The organism is Citricoccus sp. (assembly GCF_032154715.1).
In the GTDB taxonomy this organism is placed as follows: domain Bacteria; phylum Actinomycetota; class Actinomycetes; order Actinomycetales; family Micrococcaceae; genus Citricoccus.
Window position 1 is genome coordinate 1 of record NZ_JALDXU010000063.1, and the last position, 19351, is coordinate 19351.

At 71.0% G+C, this 19351-nt stretch carries 16 protein-coding genes; 5 read left to right on the top strand and 11 right to left on the bottom strand.

The genetic code is table 11. From position 1 onward, the window contains the following. The 3 genes from RUH65_RS10980 to RUH65_RS10990 all read right to left on the bottom strand — a co-directional run. Window positions 1–670 (bottom strand): aconitase family protein (locus RUH65_RS10980; protein ID WP_313817453.1); only part of this gene is annotated, 670 nt, incomplete at its 3' end. A gap of 287 nt (window positions 671–957) precedes the next feature. After that, window positions 958–2415 (bottom strand): class I SAM-dependent RNA methyltransferase, encoded by a 1458-nt coding sequence (locus tag RUH65_RS10985; protein ID WP_313817454.1) that lies wholly within the window; start codon window positions 2413–2415, stop codon window positions 958–960. A 21-nt stretch (window positions 2416–2436) separates the two neighbouring features. After that, a complete protein-coding gene (locus tag RUH65_RS10990; RefSeq protein ID WP_313817455.1) occupies window positions 2437–4503 on the bottom strand; it encodes an APC family permease in 2067 nt (688 codons plus the stop codon). 235 nt (window positions 4504–4738) lie between these two features. On the opposite strand from RUH65_RS10990, the gene RUH65_RS10995 reads away from it, so the two are divergent. Together RUH65_RS10995 and RUH65_RS11000 are read left to right on the top strand one after the other, a co-directional pair. Further along, window positions 4739–5458, top strand: coding sequence for a TrkA family potassium uptake protein (locus RUH65_RS10995; RefSeq protein WP_313817456.1), 720 nt, complete (start codon window positions 4739–4741; stop codon window positions 5456–5458). Then, window positions 5455–6171 carry a TrkA family potassium uptake protein gene (locus RUH65_RS11000; protein WP_313817457.1) on the top strand — a complete coding sequence of 239 codons (717 nt, stop codon included), beginning with the start codon at window positions 5455–5457 and terminating at the stop codon, window positions 6169–6171. The genes RUH65_RS10995 and RUH65_RS11000 overlap by 4 nt, the downstream gene beginning before the upstream one ends. A 36-nt stretch (window positions 6172–6207) precedes the next feature. Here the strand turns inward: RUH65_RS11000 and RUH65_RS11005 are convergent, their stop codons facing one another. From RUH65_RS11005 to dut, 4 genes are all read right to left on the bottom strand, one after another. Next, the gene (locus RUH65_RS11005) at window positions 6208–6996 is read right to left on the bottom strand and encodes a DUF3159 domain-containing protein (RefSeq protein ID WP_313817458.1); all 789 of its coding nucleotides are present in this window, start codon (window positions 6994–6996) and stop codon (window positions 6208–6210) included. Further along, window positions 6980–7348, bottom strand: coding sequence for a hypothetical protein (locus RUH65_RS11010; RefSeq protein ID WP_313817459.1), 369 nt, complete (start codon window positions 7346–7348; stop codon window positions 6980–6982). Before RUH65_RS11010 ends, RUH65_RS11005 begins: the two co-directional genes overlap by 17 nt. Window positions 7349–7356: 8 nt before the next feature. Continuing rightward, a complete protein-coding gene (locus RUH65_RS11015) occupies window positions 7357–8178 on the bottom strand; it encodes a DUF3710 domain-containing protein (protein WP_313817460.1) in 822 nt (273 codons plus the stop codon). 150 nt (window positions 8179–8328) lie between these two features. Beyond that, window positions 8329–8772: a dUTP diphosphatase gene (gene dut / locus RUH65_RS11020; RefSeq protein ID WP_313817470.1), complete on the bottom strand. Its 444-nt coding sequence runs from the start codon at window positions 8770–8772 to the stop codon at window positions 8329–8331. A gap of 201 nt (window positions 8773–8973) precedes the next feature. Between dut and RUH65_RS11025 the strand changes: the two genes are divergently transcribed. Further along, on the top strand, window positions 8974–9498 hold the full coding sequence (locus tag RUH65_RS11025) for a DUF3093 domain-containing protein (protein ID WP_313817462.1): 525 nt from the start codon (window positions 8974–8976) through the stop codon (window positions 9496–9498). A gap of 104 nt (window positions 9499–9602) precedes the next feature. On the opposite strand, the gene RUH65_RS11030 is transcribed toward RUH65_RS11025, so the two are convergent. After that, complete coding sequence (locus RUH65_RS11030; RefSeq protein ID WP_159554876.1) at window positions 9603–9902, bottom strand: DUF4193 domain-containing protein; 300 nt, start codon at window positions 9900–9902, stop codon at window positions 9603–9605. A 324-nt stretch (window positions 9903–10226) separates the two neighbouring features. On the opposite strand from RUH65_RS11030, the gene sepH reads away from it, so the two are divergent. Beyond that, a complete protein-coding gene (sepH, locus tag RUH65_RS11035) occupies window positions 10227–11639 on the top strand; it encodes a septation protein SepH (RefSeq protein ID WP_313817463.1) in 1413 nt (470 codons plus the stop codon). A gap of 70 nt (window positions 11640–11709) precedes the next feature. On the opposite strand, the gene RUH65_RS11040 is transcribed toward sepH, so the two are convergent. The 3 genes from RUH65_RS11040 to RUH65_RS11050 all read right to left on the bottom strand — a co-directional run bounded on the left by RUH65_RS11040 (window position 11710) and on the right by RUH65_RS11050 (window position 16457). Beyond that, complete coding sequence (locus RUH65_RS11040) at window positions 11710–12948, bottom strand: alkaline phosphatase family protein (RefSeq protein ID WP_313817464.1); 1239 nt, start codon at window positions 12946–12948, stop codon at window positions 11710–11712. Beyond that, window positions 12945–13670, bottom strand: coding sequence for a DUF5998 family protein (locus RUH65_RS11045; RefSeq protein WP_313817466.1), 726 nt, complete (start codon window positions 13668–13670; stop codon window positions 12945–12947). The genes RUH65_RS11040 and RUH65_RS11045 overlap by 4 nt, the downstream gene beginning before the upstream one ends. 66 nt (window positions 13671–13736) lie before the next feature. After that, window positions 13737–16457 carry a GNAT family N-acetyltransferase gene (locus RUH65_RS11050; protein WP_313817467.1) on the bottom strand — a complete coding sequence of 907 codons (2721 nt, stop codon included), beginning with the start codon at window positions 16455–16457 and terminating at the stop codon, window positions 13737–13739. A gap of 95 nt (window positions 16458–16552) precedes the next feature. Here RUH65_RS11050 and RUH65_RS11055 point away from each other — a divergent pair, with 95 nt between their 5' ends. Then, a complete protein-coding gene (locus RUH65_RS11055) occupies window positions 16553–19318 on the top strand; it encodes a DNA topoisomerase IV subunit A (RefSeq protein WP_313817469.1) in 2766 nt (921 codons plus the stop codon). The last annotated feature ends 33 nt before the right edge of the window (window positions 19319–19351 follow it).

Here is a 19351-nt window from a genome sequence, read left to right on the forward strand (position 1 = left end):
CGCCCCAGCCCAGCACGCCCAGGCCGTTGACCATGGTGGTGTGGGAGTCGGTGCCGACGCAGGAGTCCGGGTAGGCACGGAGGACGCCGTCGACCTCACGCGTCATGACGGTGCGCGCCAGGTTCTCGATGTTGACCTGGTGGACGATGCCCATGCCCGGGGGGACGACCTTGAAGTCGTCGAAGGCGGTCTGGCCCCACCGCAGGAACTGGTACCGCTCACCGTTGCGCTGGTACTCGATGTCCATGTTGCGCTCGATGGCCTGGTCGTTGCCGAACGAGTCGATCTGCACGGAGTGGTCGATCACGAGTTCGGCCGGAGCCAGCGGGTTCACCCGGTTGGCATCGCCGCCGAGGTCCTTGATGGCCTCACGCATGGTCGCCAGGTCCACGACGCAGGGCACGCCGGTGAAGTCCTGCATGAGGACACGTGCGGGGGTGAACTGGATCTCGGTGTCCGGCTGCGCGGTCGGGTCCCAGGACGCCAGCGCGCGCACGTGGTCGGCGGTGATATTGGCGCCGTCCTCGGTGCGGAGCAGGTTCTCCAACAGGACCTTCAAGGAATAGGGGAGCTTCTGGGCACCCTCCACCTTGTTGAGCCGGAAAATCTCGTATTCGGCGCCCTTGACGTCCAGGACGCCCTTGGAGCCGAAGCTGTCAACAGTAGTCACGGAGGACTCCTCTTCCCGCCCTGGGTCAGGGCGATTGGCCGGTCTTGAGTGCCATTGCCGTTCCACCGGGCGTCCCGTACCGCGTGCGGGCGGTAACGGACCGGTGGTGGCGGCCACATGCCGATCCTGGGCCGAAGTCCGACGACTCCGTCACAGGGGGCTCGTTCACCATCCTATCCCCAGGGAAGGCAGGATCCCGCGCTTCACCCGCGCAGATGTCATGCGTGACGGGGAGATTTGTGGCGTTCTTGACGGAGCCGCATGTTTTCTTGACTCCGGTGCCGTGGTCAGGACTTCGTGAGGAGGGCTACGGATTCCATGTGGTGGGTGTCCGGGTAGAGGTCGTAGACGTCGACCGCCGCCGCGGTCCAGCCGGCCTGGGACAACAGCCCCAGGTCTCGGGCGAAGGACGCGGGATCGCAGGACACGTAGACGATCCTCTCCGGGTCCAGGCGGTGTATCCGCTCCACGGCCGTCTTTCCCGCGCCTGCCCGTGGCGGGTCAAGCACGACCGCGTCGACAGAGCGCCCGCCGAGCCCGCAGTCGGCGACCGGCTCGTCCGGCTTGGACAGCCAGCCTCCCAGCACGCGGTCCGTCATGCCATTGAGCACCGCCGCCTGGGTGACCCCGTGCAGATTGCGCCGGGCGTCCCGGCTGGCCCCCGGTGCGGCCTCCACGGACAGCACCAGTCCCTCGGCCCCGACCCGGTCCGCCAGGAACGCGGAGAACAGTCCGGCACCGGCATACAGGTCGGCGATGACCTGCCCGGGCTGCGGATCGCCCGCCGCGAGCACGGCGTCGACCAGCATGGAGGGAGCGGACCGGTGGACCTGCCAGAAGCCGTCCCCGGTGATCCGGAAGGCGTGCTCGGCCCCGCGGGCACTGGCCACCGTCTCCTGGGTCCAGGTCCGGCCGCGCAGGCGGTGCACCTCCGGCCGGTCGTTCGGGTTCTCACCCGGCACGATCAGCGCCACGGAGGTGCCCTCCGGCAGCCGACTGGTCTGCCGGTGCATGCGGCCGCCCAGCTGGGACAGGTCGGCGCCGTCAGCGGGAGTGAGCAGCACCAGGGCCGGCTCGCCCGAGGCCGGCGTGGCCACGTCCACCCGGGACAGACCGGAGAAGTCCAGCTCCCAGAGCTTGAGGGCATCCAGCCCCGGCACGCCGAGGGGCATGTTCCGTACCGGCACCAGCACGGTGGAGCGGTGCGCGTGCATGGCCAGCCGACCGGTGGGGGTCACGGCGAAGGCGTTGCGGGTACGCCAGTGCAGCCCGGAGGGATCGTCCCCGGGCGCCCCGGTCACGTGCACCTCGAGTTGCAGGCCGGCGATCCGGGCCACGGTGTCCCGGAACACCTGGGCCTTGAGGCGCCGCTGGTGCGGCAGCACGATGTGCCCGTACTCGGCGCCGCCCACGGGCAGCCGACCGGCCGCGTGCGCGCGCAGGGAGTCGGCCAGCTTCCACTGGTGGGTCCGTCGGAACTCGGAGCCGTGGAGCACCTCGACGGCGTCGGCACGCCAGAACCGAGCCCCCTCCCCCGCCTCCGTCACCACGGCGCGGACCACCTCGCCGGGGATGGCGTGGCGGACGAACACCACGCGCCCCTCGTGCCGGGCCACGCAGTGGCCTCCGTGGGCCATTGGCCCGGCCTCCAGTTCGAGGATCAGGGGTATCTCCGGCACTCCGGATGCACCGTGCACCGGCTGGCGGGCTACGTCAACATTGCTGGTGTCGCGGATGGTGGTCATCCTCGCCGTCCTCCTGAGCAGTCATGGGCGGTCGGCCTGATCGGCCGGGGATCCGTTGCCCTGTACCCCAGACTCTACTGGGCCGGTCCAGGGACCGGTGGGCGGGGCGGGGATGTCGGACCAGGACGTGCTGGCACCCCGGCTACGGGCCGTCGCCAGCTGCCACGGCACCGAGGCGACCATGACGCCCGGCTCGTGGTGCAGGCGCGCCTTGATCCGCTTGGTGGTCCGGTTGTGCAAGAGGGCCTTCCAGCCACCGCCGACGACGTATTCGGGAATGTAGACGACCACCAGGTCCCGTGGCGAGGTGCGCCGCAGCGCCCGCAGGTGGCGGATCAGGGGCTCGGACATCTCCCGGTAGGGGGAGGCCAGCACCGTGATCGGCACCGGCAGCCCGAGCCGGTCCCAGGCCGCCACCAGTCTGCCGGTGGACTGCTTGTCCAGATCCACCACCACGGCCTCCATGCTGGAGGGCCGGGATGCCCGGGCATAGGCCAGGGCCCGCAGCGTGGGCCGCTGGATGGACATCACCAGGATCACGGCATGGACCCGGGAGGGCAGCGCTCGGGCATCCTCGGCCGAGGCCAGGTCGAGCTCCAAGGCCACGGAATCGTAGTGACCCCGGATCCGGGACATCACGAACACCATTGCCGCGATCGCCAGCAGGGCCACCCAGGCCCCCTGGCCGAACCGCGTCACGAGGACGACCAGGGCGACCAGGGCGGTGACCACGAGACCCACCAGATTCACCAGCCTGCGGGTCCGGATGGCCTGGCGGGCCCGGACGCCGGGCGTGTGCGCCAGTTGACGGCTCCAGTGCCGCACCATGCCCAGTTGACTGATGGTGAAGGACAGGAACACGCCGATGACGTAGAGCTGGACCAGCAGTGCGGTCTGGGCCTGGAAGACGACCACGAGGGCCAGGGCGGCCAGGGCCAGCAGCACGACGCCGTTGGTGTAGCCCAGGCGGTCACCGCGTGTGAGCAGCTGCCGCGGCAGGTAACCGTCCGCCGCCAGCCGTGATGCCAGCTCCGGAAAGGACTTAAACGCCGAGTGGCCGGCCAGCACCAGCAGCACCGCGACCATCAGGATCAGGGCGCCGGCCAGGATCCCGCCGTGGCCCAGGATCGCGTTGGCCAGCTGGGCCAGCACGGGATTCTGCACGTAGTCCTCGGGCACGGGGCCCCCGCCGACGGCCTGCAGGCCGGCCGGGTCCAGGACGAACACCACCCCGGTGCGGTCCGCCAGGTACATCACCCCGAGCGTGGACGCGCCGGCCGTCAGGCCCATCGCCAGCATCACGGACCGGGCCAGGCGGACCCTCGGTTTGGCCATCGCGCCCACGTTCGAGGCCGGGACCTCCACACCGGTGGCGAGCGCCGAGCCGGACGAGAACGCCCGGAGAACCAGGACCGCCAGCGCCAGTCCGCCCAGCCCCTCGGAGAAGGCGGGATCGGGCACGGGTTCGACCCCGGCCGACGTCGCCGGTCCGAGGGTGCCCGTCACATCCTGGACGATGCCGGCCACGATCATGCCGAACAGCAAGGCGAGGAAGACGTAGGCGAGTGCGGCGGGCGTCACCCGTCCGCGTCCGGCACCGCGGATACTCGCCATGGCCAGGACCACGACGCCGGCCACGGCTATCAGGGTCTCCCCACCTTCCAGCACGGGGATCACCGCCACGAGGTAGTGCGCCATGGCGGCCATGGACACGGCCACCGTGAAGACGAAATCGAGCATCATGGCGGCCCCCACCGTCAGGCCCGCCCACGGGCCCAGGTTGGCCCGGGAGATCGCATAGTCCCCGCCCTCGGGGTAGGCCCGGATGGCCACCCGGTAGGACACCACGATCAGCAGCATCACCGCCACCACGGCCACGCCGATCTCGGGACCCAGGGCCAGTGCGGCCGTGCCGCCCAGTGCCAGGGTCAGCAGGATCTCATCCGGGGCATAGGCGATGGAGGACCAGGCGTTCGCGGAGAACACGGGCAGGGCGGTGAACCGGCCCAGGGGCCGGCGGTTCAACCGCTCCGTGTCATAGGGCCGGCCCACGAGGAGACGACGCATGCTGTCCAGGACCCTTGCCACGGCACTACGGTACCGCGCCCGCCGGTCCACACCACCCACGCACCTTCGCCGTACCGTCAACGTGCGGTTCACCGTGCGATTCCCGGGCCGGCACGGCATGCCGCGGACCGGGGTGCCGGCCGACCGTGGCACACTGGACTCGCTGGCGGCGCCAGCCGTTCGACAGTCCGGACAGCCAGGTCCGTGCCGCTACGTCAGGGCGAGGCCTCAGGCCGGTGAATCAGGAGGGAATCCGATGGCGCACTTCGTGATCATGGGTTGCGGCCGTGTCGGTTCCTCCCTCGCTCTGACGTTGGAGCGGGGTGGTCACACCGTCGCCGTGGTGGACCAGGACGAGCGGGCCTTCCGGCGTCTGGGACGGCACTTCGGCGGACAGCGGGTCACGGGGGTCGGGTTCGATCGGGACGCCCTGACCAAGGCCCGGATCCATGACGCCTACGCCTTCGCCGCCGTCTCCTCGGGGGACAACTCGAACATCATCGCCGCCCGCGTGGCCCGCGAGACCTTCGGCGTGGAGCACGTCGTCGCCCGGATCTACGATCCGGGGCGCGCAGAGGTCTACCAGCGGCTCGGCATCCCCACGGTCGCAGCCGTGCGCTGGTCCACGGACCAGGTCCTGCGCCGGATCCTGCCGGATGCCGACCTGGCCGGTGACTTCCGGGACGCCTCGGGGCGGATCATCATGAGCGAGGTGCGGGTCTCCCCCGCCTGGATCGGGCGCCCCCTGGCCGAGCTGGAGGCGGAGGCAGGCCTCCGCGTCGCCTTCGTCACCCGGATGGGCGAGGGCATCGTCCCCACCCGCGGCACCCTCTACCAACAGGGCGACATCGTGCACGCCGTCATGTCCGTCTCCGGTCAGTCCGAGGCCGAACGCGCCCTGACGGCCGGACCGCAGACCGGTGCCGGCCTGCTGGAGGACCGTCCGGAGGACGGCGGAAAGGTGGACCGAGCATGAAGGTCGTCATCGCCGGAGCCGGTGCCGTCGGTTCCTCGATCGCCCGTGAACTGCTGGCCAACGGCCACGAGGTCCTCCTGGTGGACACCAAGCCCGAGGTCGTGGCCCGCTCTGGGCTTCGAGGCGTCAAGTGGCTCATGGGGGACGCCTGCGAGCTCACGGTCCTGCAGGAGGCCCACCTGGAGACGGCCGAGGTCCTGGTGGCCGCCACGGGCGACGACAAGGTCAATCTCGTGGTGTCCCTGCTCGCCAAGTCCGAGTTCGGGGTGGGCCGGACGGTGGCCCGGGTGAACAACCCCAAGAACGACTGGCTCTTCGATGAGGCGTGGGGGGTGGACGTGGCTGTCTCCACGCCGCGCATCATGACCGCCTTGGTGGAGGAGGCCGTGGAGACCGGTGACCTCGTGCGGCTGCTGACGCTGAAGTCGGGCCAGACCACTCTCGTGGAGTTCACGGTTCCCGCCGGACACTGGGCCGATGGCCGCCGGCTCGGCTCGGTGTCCTGGCCGGAGGACATCTCCGTGGTGTCCATCATCCGGGACACCCGTCCCATCACCCCCAGTGACGACGACGTCATGGAAGCCGGTGACGAACTGTTCTTCCTGGCCACCGAGGAGGCGGAGTCCCGCCTGCGGGACGTCCTGGTGCCCGAGGACGAGCGGCAGGCCCGCGGTCAGCGCGAGTCGCTCTCCCAGCGCGAGACCCGCGGCTAGGGTCCTGAGAAAAGGATCGACTGTGGGCAGAGAAGCTCAGGCGCCAGGTTGGTCCGGACAGCCCTCGGACACCGGCTTCGTGTCCTGCCGGGCCGAAACCAACCAACCGAACCACAGGGCCAGCGCATAGAGCGGCAGGCCCATCACCAGGCGTGCGGTACCCAGGGCCGTCAGCAGGTCGGCCAGGTAGAGGGGGATCTGCACGGCCAGCCGCAGGGCGAGGGCCGCCACCAGGATCCAGGTGGCCAGGGCATAGCGCCGGCGGCGCTGAGGGTCCTGGCGCCAGGCGATCCCCTCGTTGCGGACCAGCCCGAACACCAGACCGAGCAACGGCCAGCCGACGAGGACAGAGACGGCCATGGCGGCGATATAGGCCGCGTTGGTGACGAATCCCCAGAGGTAGTAGTCCCTCGCCTCGCCCGTGTTCAGCGCCACCACCACACACAGCACGACGGCGGCCAGTCCGGCCAGGGCCTGGACCGGACTCTGGCGTTGGACCAGTCGAGCGACGCTGAAGGCGGCGGCCACCACCACGGCGGCGATGCCAGCACCCCACAGGTTGTGGGAGGTGATGAAGGCGACCAGGAACACGGCGGAGGGCAGGACCGATTCCACCAGGCCGCGCCACCCGCCGATCGTGGCCAGGACATCGATCTCCCCGTTCTCCGTCACGGCGGTGCCGGACCCGACCTTGCGCAGGGCCGCGTCGAGCGGGTCGCGTGGGTCGTCACGCTCCGGGACGCGATCGGCAGCGGGCGTGGCCGGTGTGCCGTTCGGAGTGTCCTGCGGCGTGGGTGCGCCGGAGGTCTCAGGATCGTGGGTCATGCGGCGCTCCTGCCAGCAGTTCGTAACGGGGGTTGAAGACCGTCGGGAGGTCGTCGTGTTCCGAGAGGAATCCCTCGACGCGCAGCCAGCGCCCGGCCTCGATGCCGGGGATCCGGCGCTGCCCGATCCAGACCAGCCGCAGTCGATCGCCACCGGTGGACACCCGGCCCGGACGGGGGGCCTCGGTCACCAGGTCCACGGCGAAACGCACCGGTCCGGCTGCGGCCGCCAACCGGACGGCGGCCACCAGGCCCACGCGCCGCACGAGGGCCCCATGGGCTTCCCGGCGTGCGGCGCCCCCCGTTCCCGCCCGCGGCAGGGGCTGCGGTGCCGGCGCGGCGGAGGTGGCCATGGACGGTGTCAGCGGACTTCCGTCACTTCGGGCCCGCGCTCCGGCGGCCGTTGGCGCGGATCCACGATGGTCGGAGCCTCTGACCGGCCCGTCGGCTGCGGTGATCCCGCCGGCCCGGATGAACCGGTCTCGGCCGACTCAGCGGGCTGGCCTGACTGGCCTTCTGGGCCGGCCTGGTCCGGCTGGCGCACGGGACGCATGTTCTCAGGCGGGGTGAGCGGCAACAGTTCCCGTGGCGGGTGGGGATCGTCCCCACGCCGGACCACGATGCGGGAGAACAGCTCGTTGACGGGTCCCACGGCGTCGGCCTTGAAGGCGGCCTCGCCACCGATCACGCCGCGGAGGAACCACCGGGGGCCATCCACGCCGACGAAACGGGCCACCCGCCAGCCGGGCGAACCGTCCGGCATCTTGGCGGGGATCCGGGCGACGACCTCAGTGCCGAACTGACCTTCCTGCTCCCCCACCTGGGCGCCCTCGGTGGCGGTGACGGACTCGAGGATCTCGCCGCGGATCTCCTCCCAGATGCCGCCCGCTCGCGGGGCCGCGAAGGCCTGCACCTGCAAGGAGGACTGGCCCAGTTGAAGGGTCACGCCGATCAGGCGCTTGGTGGTGTCCTCCAGGTCGAGGCGCACCTTCATGTCCTTCACCACCGGGATGCGCAGGGATCCCAGGTCGAGGTAGCCGTCCGCCTCGGGGCGGTCGGCGATGTCGAAGGGGCCGGTGGCCTCGGTTTCCGGCTCGGTCGCCAGCTGGTCCCGGGGGTCCTGGAGTTCCTCCGGAAGGGCGACCGTCTCGGTCTTGACGTTCCGGTTACGGCCGAAGATCATGTGCCTGCCTGCCAATCCGTGTCACGTGTAGAGGATGCTGGTTCGTGCCTGGCCCGTGCCACCGTCCGACCGACCGAGCCGAACCGGTCAGGCCGTCCGCGCGGGGATGGCCAGTCCAGCTTAGGTCAGTGCGGCGGCGCCGCAGAACTGTCACGCCTTGGGTGCCGGGGTCTCCGAGCCGAATCCGCCGGTGGATCCGAAGCCCGCGGCGCCGCGGTCCGAGGACGGCAGCTCGTCCACGAGCACGAACTGCGCCTGGGCCACCCGCTGGATGACCAACTGGGCGATCCGGTCCCCCCGCCGGAGCCGGATCGTCTCCGTCCGGTCCGTGTTCAGCAGCGGCACCTGGATCTCTCCGCGATACCCGGCGTCGATGGTCCCGGGGGCATTGACGAGGCTGAGCCCCTGGCGGACGGCCAGTCCGGACCGCGGGTGCACGAGGCCCACGAAGCCCACCGGCAGCGCCAGGGCGACGCCGGTCGGCACCAGGGCGCGGGCGCCCGGTTCCAGCACCACGTCCTCAGTGGTCCGCAGGTCCGCACCGGCGTCCCCGGGGAGGGCATAGGCGGGAGGTTCGATGCCGTCGTCGAGCATGGTCAGGGCGACCGTGGGACGCTCCACGGCACCGTCGACGGAAGACGTGTCAAGGGACTGCGCTGGCTGATTCACGCGGCCACTGTACCGGAGAACCCCGCTCCGTCCCTGCGCCGTTCCGGCGACGGAGGTACGGTGCCGGGACGGCGCCGGGACGGCGCCGATTCACCCTGCCCCGCGAAACGTGGGATTCTAGAAGACATGCATGAATCCTCCTCGGCCCCTGCGGAACAGCCCGGTCAGCCTCCCAGCCCGGAGGCGCCCGATCGGGTCCTCTACGAAGAGAAACTGCGTCCGTCCCTGTGGATCTGGTTGATGGCGCTGATGATCTCCGGCCTGTCCATCCTGGTCTTCGTGCCGATCGGACTGGAGATCGGCCTGGGGGCCGCCGTGGTGGTCTTCGCGATCATCGCGATCCTGCTGACGCTCTCCACACCTAGGATCCAGGTCACCGAACGATCCCTGCAGGTCGGCCGGGCTGGCATCGAGCGCCGCTACGTCGGCGCGGTGACCGGGTACCGCGGAGACGATGCCACGCACCAGCGCGGCCCGGCCCTGCACGGCCTGGCTTTCATGTGCATCCGCGGCTGGATCGACCCGGTGGTCCGTATCCAGATCGAGGATCAGCGGGACCGGACCCCGTACTGGCTGACCAGCACGAGGAATCCGGAGCAGCTCGTCGAGATCCTGGGCGGCACCATGGCCCGCGACGCCGAGTCCGACTGAGAGCCGAATCCGACTGAGAGCAGAAACACCACAGGCCGGCCAGGAGTACCTGGCCGGCCTGTGTGGCGTTCGGCTGGAACGCAGCCCGCGGGAGAGTCGTTGACTCAGCCCTCGCAGTCCTTGCAGAACAGCAGGCCGTCCTTCTCCTTGGCGACCTGCGAACGGTGGCGCACGAGGAAGCAGGAGGCGCAGGTGAACTCGTCGGCCTGGGCGGGAAGCACCCGGACCATCAGTTCCTCGCCGGAGAGATCGGCGCCGGGCAGTTCGAAGCCTTCCGCGGCCTCAGCCTCGTCCTCGTCCACCACGGCGGACTGCGTGTCCGTGCGGCGGTTCTTCAGTTCCTCGATGGAGCTCTCGTTCAGCTCATCTTCGTTCTTGCGTGGCGCGTCGTAATCGGTGGCCATAAGGGGTGTATTCACGCTCCGCTGGTGTGGCCGGCGATGACCGACCGTGGGTGGGATGTTGCGACAAGGTCACCGGAACCCCCGGGGATAGCGGGGAAACCGGTCGCGAGAAACCGGGGCAGAAGGCCCACGGGGCCTTGGCTTCAGTCTGCGCGTCGTGGAGATTGTTCCCCACGTCCAGGGAAAAACCAAATCGCTGAGAGCGGACACGCGCCAGGCGCCCCCGACGGATCCGCGCCACACCGGACCGGCGTGGTGCATGCCCCGCCGAATCGTGGCAAAGTCGGTGGGAGAATGTGGGTAGACCGACCGTGGAGGACAAACATGCAGGAACTCCGTCTCGTTGGTGTCCAGGAGGATGGCGGACACCTGCTGTTGAGCAACGAGGCCGGCGAGGAGTTCTCCCTGCCGGTGACCGAAGCCCTGCGATCCGCAGCGACCCGCCCCATCGGCCGGCCCTCCGCCCGCGCCGCCGATGCCGCCGCCGGAGTGGTGACCCCGCGTGACATCCAGGCCCGCATCCGTGCCGGCGCCACCGCCGAAGAGGTCTCCGCCGAATCCGGTGTGGACCTCGAGCGGGTCCGGAAGTACGAGGGCCCGGTCCTGGCCGAACGCGACTGGATCGCCCACCTGGCCCGGCAGGTCGAGGTCGCGGCCCCGCAGACCGGACACGATCTGTACCGCAGCACGTTCGGCGAGGAGCCAGCCCTGTTGGGTGACATGGTCCGCCACCGCCTGACGTCCCTCGGCATGGACCCGGCCACGGCCCAGTGGGATGCCTGGCGCAACCCGGAGGGATTCTGGACCATCAGCCTCCACTTCTCCACGGATGGACACGACGGGTCCGCCTCCGCGATCGGAGACCGGTCCCCCGCCCTGTGGACGTATCGTCAGTCCAGCCAGCACCTCGACAACCAGAACCGCTGGGCCCAGGTCCTCTCCGAACTCGACCCGCTGGACGGGCCGTTCGGGGGACGCCGGCTCTCCGCCGTGGGCGACCGGCCGTTCAATGTGGAAGAGGACGAGACCCCGGCGCCGGCCGCCCCCAGCGCGGCCCCCGTGCCCCGCCCCGCCGTGGACCAGGACTCGCAGGACGATTTGCTGGACGTCTTGCGGGCCCGCCGCGGTCAGCGCCTGGGCGTGGACGAGGACGGCGACGACGAGCTGGCCCTGATGCTCACCCGTGACGAGCAGTCCTCCACGGGGGCGTCACGGCCCCGCCTGACCGTGGCCTCCACGCCGTCCGACCAGGATGACGAAGCGGATGTGGACGGCGACGCGGACAACACCGACGACCCGGGTGACCACGCCGATGGAGGCACCTCGGACGAGACCAGCACCAGCCGTTGGGGCCGGCGGTTCGGCCGAACGACGCCGGCCGCCAGCGCCGACCACGACGCCTGGGCGATCACGGAGGACGACGCCGAGCACGACCATGGCGAAGACACCGACGGCGGGAACAGCGGGGACGACGGGGCCGCCGATGCAGCGGCCCCCGAGCACGAGGCCGCTGATGAACAGCCCGCCCCCGAGGTGCATCCGGACCAGACCGCCCTGGACTTCGGCGCCGACGGCACGCCGCGGTCCCGGAACGGCGAGGACGAGCCCGCCAAGACCGCCGGGGACAAAGGCCGCACGACGGGACGCAAGCCCGGGGCCCGGACCGCGAGCGCCAAGTCGAAACGGCCCTCGGTGCCCAGCTGGGACGAGATCGTCTTCGGCCGCAAGGGCGACTGACCTCCCTGCCGGCTGCTGGGCCACGTGGCCGTGGATCGCGCCGCTGGTGACCTCGCCGTCGCCCCCGCCGTCAGCGCCGGGGGCGGTGCATCATCAAGAGCGGCACCTCCCGCTCCGCCCGCGTCGGGGCACCGTGGTGGCCCACCATCTCGAAGGCGGCCGGAGCCACCCTCCGGCCGTCATACAGGGCAATCGGTCCGTGGGCGGCCACCAGGAGATCGCCGATGCGCGGCGCCACCCGCGCGTCCACCACGCCGAACCACCCGGCCTGGACGGCTTCCTCCCGGGTCAGGATCCAGGCCTGGTCGGCGAAGGCCGCCTGCCACGCCGCCGCCGTCGCCTCCCGTACGGCCGCCGAGGCGTCCGCCTCGAAATGCACCTGGACGAAGCGGGGCTCCCCCGCCGTGTGCCTGACGCCGTCCACCAAGGCCGGCAGCTCTGCGTAGTCGATCCGGCCGGACTCGGGCACGTCCACCATGCCGTGGTCTCCCGTGAGCATGAGCAGCGTGTCCCGTGGCACGGCGGCACTGAGGCGGCGGGCGGCGCCGTCGATCTCCTCGAGCGCATGGAGCCACTGTTCCGATCCGGTGCCGTGCTGGTGTCCGGCCTTGTCCAGCTCGTTGAGGTAGAGGTACAGCAGCACCGGGCCGGTGGCCGCGTGCAGTTCCTCCTTGGCCTTCTGGAACCGGGCCTGCAGAGTCTTCGCCCCGACGAACCGTGAGCCCCGCAGGGACGCCTCCGTCAGGGCCGAGCCCTCGAACGCCGGCAGGGAGACGGTCACGGCGTCCACGCCGGGATCGTCGAAGGCCGAGACCCTCCGACCGGTGTTACCGGCATCACCGGTGCGGCCGGCCGGCGCGGGCCGCGTGGCGGCGAGACGTTCGAAGACCGTGGGATGCGGCTGCCAGGAGCGCGGAGGGGTCAGGGGGTCCCACCCGCCGAGCTGGTTGATGACCGTGTCCCGCTCCGGGTCGAGGACGTCGTAGCCGACCAGGCCGTGACGGCCCGGCTCCAGACCGGTGCCGAGGCTCGAGAGGGAGGCGGCCGTCGTCGTGGGGAAGGCGACCTGCAGGGTGGCAGCATCCCGCTCCAGGACGGACCGGAGGAAGGGAGCGTGGCCGGCGTAGCGTTTCAGCAGCGCCTTGCCGAGCCCGTCCACCATGACGACGACGGCGCGCCGGGTCCGCGGCAGCTGCAGAGAGTTGATGAAGCCGTCGGCACCGAGGGCCGCCGCTGCGGAGGTGAGCACCCCGGAGAGGGATCTGCCGGCAAAGGGAGGGCCTGCGGGCAGCGGTGGTGCGGAGGTCACCGCTCGGACCGGGCCCCGGTACCGTCCGTGGTCGCCCGGCGCAGTTCGCGGTAGAACGCCAGCGCCTGGTCGACGGCCTGCTGACCCTCGGCCTCCGCGGCGACCCGCAGGACGAGGTCCTCACGTGTGGAGGTTCCGGTGTACCCGTGGTCGGCCTCGCACTCAGGATCGCCGCAGGCGGCCGGTGCCAGATCGAGCCGCTGGCCGCCGGCCCAGGTCACGGACAGGGTGACCTCGGCGATCGGGTCGCCGCGGCGGAAGGTCTGCGGCTGCGGGTGCATGGTGGTAGCCACCACGGAGTCGATCCGCCGCACGGGGACCACCTCGGTGGAGACCTGGGCCATGATCTGCCGGCCCGCGTCGTCCATCGCCTGGTCGTCCAGGTGCAGGGCCGCCATGATGTCCCCGGCAAGCGCCAGCACGGTGATGTGGCGGTGGATCTCGTCATAGTCGAAGTGCGTGTCCACGTGCACCAGGTGGCTCGAGACCTCCCGACCGTCCAGGACGGAGTCCAGGACGTCCGCCACGAGCTCCGGGTAGAACCCGGCGCGCTCGATGTCCGCCCCGAGGCTGGGCATCAAGGCCCCCGTGCTGTCGGACGGCGGTGCCGGCCGGTGCTGCGGAGCGTTCGCGTCGGCACCGGACCCGGAGTTGGCGTTGCCCGAGGAGTGGTGTCCGGAGGGTTGCTGGCCCGATCCCGGATTCCTGCGCAGTGGAGTCATGGGCTCCATGCTATCGGGAGGGGCCCGAAGCCGGAGGGCCGTGACGGCAGTTCCCCGGCCAGCCGGTCAGTCCCGCATCGCCCGGCGTGCGGAGTCGGTGCGCTGGGCGGCGTTGGCCACCTCGATGTCCGCGGAGAGGACCGTGACGCCCTGGTCCGAGGCCAGCACCGGGTTGAACCGGATCCGGGCCACCTGCGGGTGGTCGTCCTTCAGGGCGGCCACCCGGGCCAGCAGGTCCTGCAGGGCGTCCGTGTCCACGGCGGGCAGCCCCCCATAGCCGAAGAGCTTGGCGGCGGCCCGCGGAGCGCGGATCATCCGGTCCAGGTCCTGGTTGGTCAGCGGCGGCACCCGATGGACCCAGTCATCCAGCAGGTCCACGGCGTCCCCGGCGATGCCGAAGGAGACCACCGGTCCCAGGAGCGGGTCCTCGAGGGCTGTGATGGTGCAGGCCTGCCCGGAGGGGGCCATCGACTGCACCTCGAGGCCGGGGCTGCCGAAGGGCTCGAGGACCTGACGCATCTGGGCCACGTTGCGCCGCAGCGATTCGGCGTCCACGATGTTGAGCCGCACCCCGCCCAGGTCCAGGCGGTGGCGCAGGTAGGAGTCCACGGCCTTGACGGCCACGGGCCAGCCCAGCCGGTCAGCCGCGAGGACGGCCTCGTCCTCGGTGGTGAAACGGGCCGAAGGCAGCACGCGGATGCCGTAGCGTCCGAGCAGTTCCCCGGCCTCGGCCGCCGTGAGGCGGACCAGGTCGGTGCCGTGGGCGCGCGAGGCCCAGTTCTCGATGAGGTCTTCGGCGCGGTCGCGGTCGACTCCCTCGGGTTCCACGGGCACCCCGGCCTCGGCCTCCCGCCAGGCGCTGTACCAGACCAGGCGGGACAGGACGCGGGCGGCCTGTTCGGGCGAGGAGAACACGGGGACCCCGCGCTGCAGTCCCTCCTCGGTCGACGGCCCGGAGCCCCGCAGGCTGGCCGAACGGTAGGTGAGGTCCAGGACGCCGGTGAGCGAGGCCAGGACCGTGACGGAGGTTCCGCGGGAGGCCTCTTCGATCGCTGCGGCCAGCCGGTCGGCGTCGCCCACCTCCTGGTGCATGCCGGCCTGGGTGACCACCAGGAGGGCGTCCACCTCGCCGGACGCGATGGTCTCGGACACGGCGCGGCCCACCGCCCGCACCGCCTGGTCCACCACGTGGGCGGCGTCCAGGTCGGAGACGAGCACCGTGCTGGTCACGGTCAGCCCGTGGTGTTCCACGGCGTCCATCACCACGCGGTTCAGGGCCAGGGAGTTGCCGACCACGCCCACGCGGCGGCCCACCGGCAGCGGCTGGCTGGCCACGGTCTGCATCAGGTCCATGAGGTCATCGTGGTTCTCGACCTGGATGACGCCGGCCTGCTCCAGCATGGAGTCGACGGCTCCCGTGGGCGCCTGCGTGGTGCGGGTCTCGTGTCCGGGGGGCAGGCGCCGGCCCATCACATCGGAGCGTGCCACCACCACGGGCTTGGACCGGGACAGACGCCGGGTGATCCGGGAGAACTTGCGGGGATTGCCGACGGACTCGAGGTAGACGCCCACGGCCCCGGTGGCCGGATCGTCCTCGAAGTACTGCATGGCGTCGTTGCCGGAGACATCCGCGCGATTGCCCGCCGAGAGCACGGAGGACAGCCCGATGCCCCGGCGGTGCGCCGCGGCGAAGAGGGTGACACCGATGACCGCGGACTGGGAGAACAGCCCCACGGGCCCGCGCACGGGCAGGAAGGGGGACACGGAGGCGTTCAGGGACACCTCGGGCGCGGTGTTGATCAGGCCGGCGGAGGCCGGGCCGATGACGCGCATCCCGTTGGCCCTGGCCTGGCGGACCAGGGCGCGCTGGCGCACCAGGCCCTCCCGGCCGGCGTCGGCGTAGCCGGTGGTGACCACGAGCAGGCCCTTGACGCCGTGACGGGCACAGTCCTGCACCACGGCGGGGACCTCGGCCTCCGGGACGGCGATGACGGCGAGGTCCACGGGGCCCGGGACCTCCGCCAGGGTGGCGCGGGAGATCATCCCGGACACCTCCAGCGCCTCGGGGTTGATGCCGTAGACCGGCCCCGTGTACCCGCCCTCGATGATGTTCTGCAGCAGGGCGAAGCCCACGGAGCCCCATTGGCGGCTGGCGCCGATCACGGCCACGGCCTCGGGGGCGAGCAGCTCCGCCACGGACCGGGCCTCGGCGCGGTGCTCACGGGACTCCATGACGGCGCGGGACTGGGCGGTGGGGTCGATCGAGAAGGCGACGGCGACCACGCCGTCGTCGAAGTGCCGGGAGACCTCGAACCCGGTGTCCTGGAAGACGGAGAGCATCTTGCGGTTCTCCGGCAGCACCTCGGCGGTGAACCGGCGGATGCCGTTCTCGCGGGCGGCCACGGCCAGATGCTCCATCAGGATCGAGCCGATGCCCTTGCCCTGGGAGGCGTCCGAGATGTTGAAGGCCACTTCGGCCTCGAGGGGGTCGTCCAGCCGGTCGTAGCGGCCGATGCCCAGGATCTCCTCCCCGCGCAGCACCACGAACGCGACCCGGTCCCGGTAGTCCACGCGGGTGAAGCGCTCCAGCTCTTTGCGGGACAGGGAGGACTTGAAGGTGAAGAAACGCAGGTAGATGGAGTTCTGTGACTGTCCCTCGTGCATCCGCGCCAGCCCCGAGGCATCCTCGGGCCGCACCGGGCGCAGATGTGCCGTGGTGCCGTCCCGCAGGACGACATCGGCTTCCCAGTAGGCCGGATATTCGGGGGTTTTCGGCTTCTCACCCATAGGATCACAGTAGACAATTCCCGCCCCTCGCGCTGGCGCGTTCCCGTGGCAGGCTCGCGACCGACCGGCGATCGACAAGGACTTCAGAGCACCCCATGGCCCGTACCCCCAAGAAAAACTCCGCCCCGGCCGCCCAGGCGATCCCGCTGGAGCAGGAGAATATCGTGGACATCGACGTCTCCTCGGAGATGGAGACCTCGTTCCTCGAGTACGCGTATTCGGTGATCTACTCCCGCGCCCTGCCGGACGCCCGGGACGGGATGAAGCCGGTGCAGCGGCGGATCCTGTACATGATGAGCCAGATGGGCCTGCGCCCGGACAAGGGCCATGTGAAGTCCGCCCGCGTGGTCGGCGAGGTCATGGGCAAACTGCACCCGCACGGGGACACTGCGATCTATGACGCCATGGTGCGCCTGGCCCAGCCGTTCTCCCAGCGCCTGCCGTTGGTGGACGGGCACGGCAACTTCGGCTCCCTCGACGACGGCCCCGCCGCCCCGCGCTACACGGAGGCCCGGCTCGCCCCGGCCGCCCTGGCCATGACGACCTCGCTGGACGAGGACGTGGTGGACTTCGTGCCGAACTACGACAACCAGTTCCTGCAGCCCGCCGTGCTGCCCGCCGCATTCCCGAACCTGCTCGTCAACGGCGCTTCCGGTATCGCCGTCGGCATGGCCACCAACATGGCTCCGCACAACCTGCGCGAGGTGATCGCCGCGGCCCGCCACCTACTCGCCCACCCCGAGGCGACCCTGGCGGACCTCATGGAACACGTCCCCGGGCCTGATCTGCCCTCCGGCGGCCGCATCGTCGGCCTGGACGGCGTGCGTGACGCCTACGCGGCCGGGCGCGGTTCCTTCAAGATGCGCGCCAAGGTCGCCGTGGAGCAGGTGACCGCTCGCAAGACGGGCCTGGTGGTCACGGAGCTGCCCTACGGCGTCGGACCGGAGAAGGTGATCGAGAAGATCAAGGACGCCGTCAATGCGAAGAAGCTCACGGGCATCGCGGACGTCCTGGACCTGACCGACCGCAAGAACGGACTCAAGCTCGTCATCGAGCTCAAGAGCGGATTCAATCCGCAGGGCGTCCTGGCGCAGTTGTACAAGACGACGCCGCTGGAGGAGTCCTTCGGCATCAACAACGTGGCACTCGTGGACGGCCAGCCCCGCACGCTCGGCCTGCAGGAGCTGCTGCAGGTGTACGTGGACCACCGGATCGACGTGGTCCGCCGGCGCAGCGCCTACCGATTGGGCAAGAAGCAGGATCGCCTGCACCTGGTCGAGGGGTTGCTGCTGGCCCTGGTGGACATCGATGAGGTCATCCAGATCATCCGCACCTCGGATGACACGGCGGCGGCCCGGACCCGGCTGATGAGCGTCTTCGACCTGACCGAGATCCAGGCCAACCACATCCTCGAGCTGCGCCTGCGCCAGCTGACGAAGTACTCCCGGCTCGACCTCGAGACCGAGCAGGGCGAACTGCAGCAGGCGATCGCCGAGCTCGAGGCCATCCTCGCCTCGGAGCAACGGTTGCGTGACCTCGTCTCCGGTGAGCTGGCGGACGTGGCCGAGGAGTACGGCGACGACCGCCGCACGGTGCTGCTGGAGTCCGAGAACCTCGCTCCCGTCAGCGCCACCGCGGGTGCCTCCCCGGCGGCCGGTGCCGGTGCCTCCTCCCGGTCCGCCCTGCCGGGTGGCGGCGCGGACGGGCTCATGGTCCCGGACACCCCGTGCTGGGTGGTGCTCAGCACGGCGGGTCAGCTGGCCCGGACCACCGATGACACCCCGCTGGCCACGGCCGGGCGACGCCAGCGCCATGACGCCTACCGTTCGGTGGTCCCGGCGACGGCGCGGGGTGAGATCGGCGCCCTCACCTCCTCGGGGCGCATCCAGCGCGTGCAGGTCGTGGACATCCCGGCCCTGCCGGAGTCCTCCCCCGCTCCGAACCTCACCGCCGGGGTGAAGGTCAAGGACTTCCTCACCCTGCAGCGCGGCGAATCCCTCGTGGCCCTGGTTCCCCTGAACACCGTGCTCGCCCTCGGCACCCGGAACGGCATCGTCAAGCGCGTCAACCCCGAGTGGCCGCTGAACCGCGACGACTTCGACGCCATCGCGCTCAAAGGCAACGATGTGGTCGTCGGCGCCGGCACCGCCCGTGACGAGGACCAGCTGGTCTTCATCACCCGCAAGGGCCAGCTGTTGCGCTATGGCGCGTCGCTGGTGCGGCCGCAGGGCCGTACCGCCGGGGGCATGGCCGGTCTCAAGGTGGCGGGGGACGATGCCGTGATCGCCTTCTCCGCTGTCCCGGCTGACACCGTCGGTGTGGGGGCTGCGGAGGGCCACCGGGCCGTCGTCGTGACCGTGGCGACGGGTGAGGACACGCTGCCCGGGACCGTCCCGGGGTCCGTGAAGAGGACCCCGCTGGACGAGTACCCGGCGAAGGGCCGCGCCACCGGCGGGGTCCGTGCCCACCGGTTGCTCAAGGGCGAGACCCTGCTGTCCCTGGCGTGGGCCGGGGCCGAGCCCGCACTCGGGGCCTCTGCCCAGGGGGTGGCCCGGGCGCTGCCGGCCGAGTACGGTCCCCGGGACGGTTCCGGGCTGGCCATGGATCAGCTCATCGAGGCCGTCGGCGCCGGGGCCTCGCCGGCCGCGTCCGCCCCGCACGCCGAGGCTGGCGCTGCTGCCGGCGGTGCGTCCGCCGGCACTCAGCCCGAGGTCGGCGGGGCCGCTGCGGACAGCGCGGAGCAGGTGCTCTTCGGCGAGACGCTGTTCGGCGAGACGGAGGGGCGCCGAGGCCTGGCCGAGGCGCCGACGGACACCGACCCCTTCGCGGCCGGTTCCGACGCGGTGATCACCGGGGACTGACCCCTCCGGTTCCGGCCAGCTCCAGGTGCACCT

Excerpts from the sequence above, each read along its gene's own strand:
- RUH65_RS10985 (WP_313817454.1), bottom strand. The coding sequence starts at position 2,415 with ATGACCACCATCCGCGACACCAGCAATGTTGACGTAGCCCGCCAGCCG.
- RUH65_RS10995 (WP_313817456.1), top strand. The coding sequence starts at position 4,739 with ATGGCGCACTTCGTGATCATGGGTTGCGGCCGTGTCGGTTCCTCCCTC.
- RUH65_RS11000 (WP_313817457.1), top strand. The coding sequence starts at position 5,455 with ATGAAGGTCGTCATCGCCGGAGCCGGTGCCGTCGGTTCCTCGATCGCC.
- RUH65_RS11005 (WP_313817458.1), bottom strand. The coding sequence starts at position 6,996 with ATGACCCACGATCCTGAGACCTCCGGCGCACCCACGCCGCAGGACACT.
- RUH65_RS11010 (WP_313817459.1), bottom strand. The coding sequence starts at position 7,348 with ATGGCCACCTCCGCCGCGCCGGCACCGCAGCCCCTGCCGCGGGCGGGA.
- RUH65_RS11015 (WP_313817460.1), bottom strand. The coding sequence starts at position 8,178 with ATGATCTTCGGCCGTAACCGGAACGTCAAGACCGAGACGGTCGCCCTT.
- dut (WP_313817470.1), bottom strand. The coding sequence starts at position 8,772 with ATGCTCGACGACGGCATCGAACCTCCCGCCTATGCCCTCCCCGGGGAC.
- RUH65_RS11025 (WP_313817462.1), top strand. The coding sequence starts at position 8,974 with ATGCATGAATCCTCCTCGGCCCCTGCGGAACAGCCCGGTCAGCCTCCC.
- RUH65_RS11030 (WP_159554876.1), bottom strand. The coding sequence starts at position 9,902 with ATGGCCACCGATTACGACGCGCCACGCAAGAACGAAGATGAGCTGAAC.
- sepH (WP_313817463.1), top strand. The coding sequence starts at position 10,227 with ATGCAGGAACTCCGTCTCGTTGGTGTCCAGGAGGATGGCGGACACCTG.
- RUH65_RS11045 (WP_313817466.1), bottom strand. The coding sequence starts at position 13,670 with ATGACTCCACTGCGCAGGAATCCGGGATCGGGCCAGCAACCCTCCGGA.
- RUH65_RS11050 (WP_313817467.1), bottom strand. The coding sequence starts at position 16,457 with ATGGGTGAGAAGCCGAAAACCCCCGAATATCCGGCCTACTGGGAAGCC.
- RUH65_RS11055 (WP_313817469.1), top strand. The coding sequence starts at position 16,553 with ATGGCCCGTACCCCCAAGAAAAACTCCGCCCCGGCCGCCCAGGCGATC.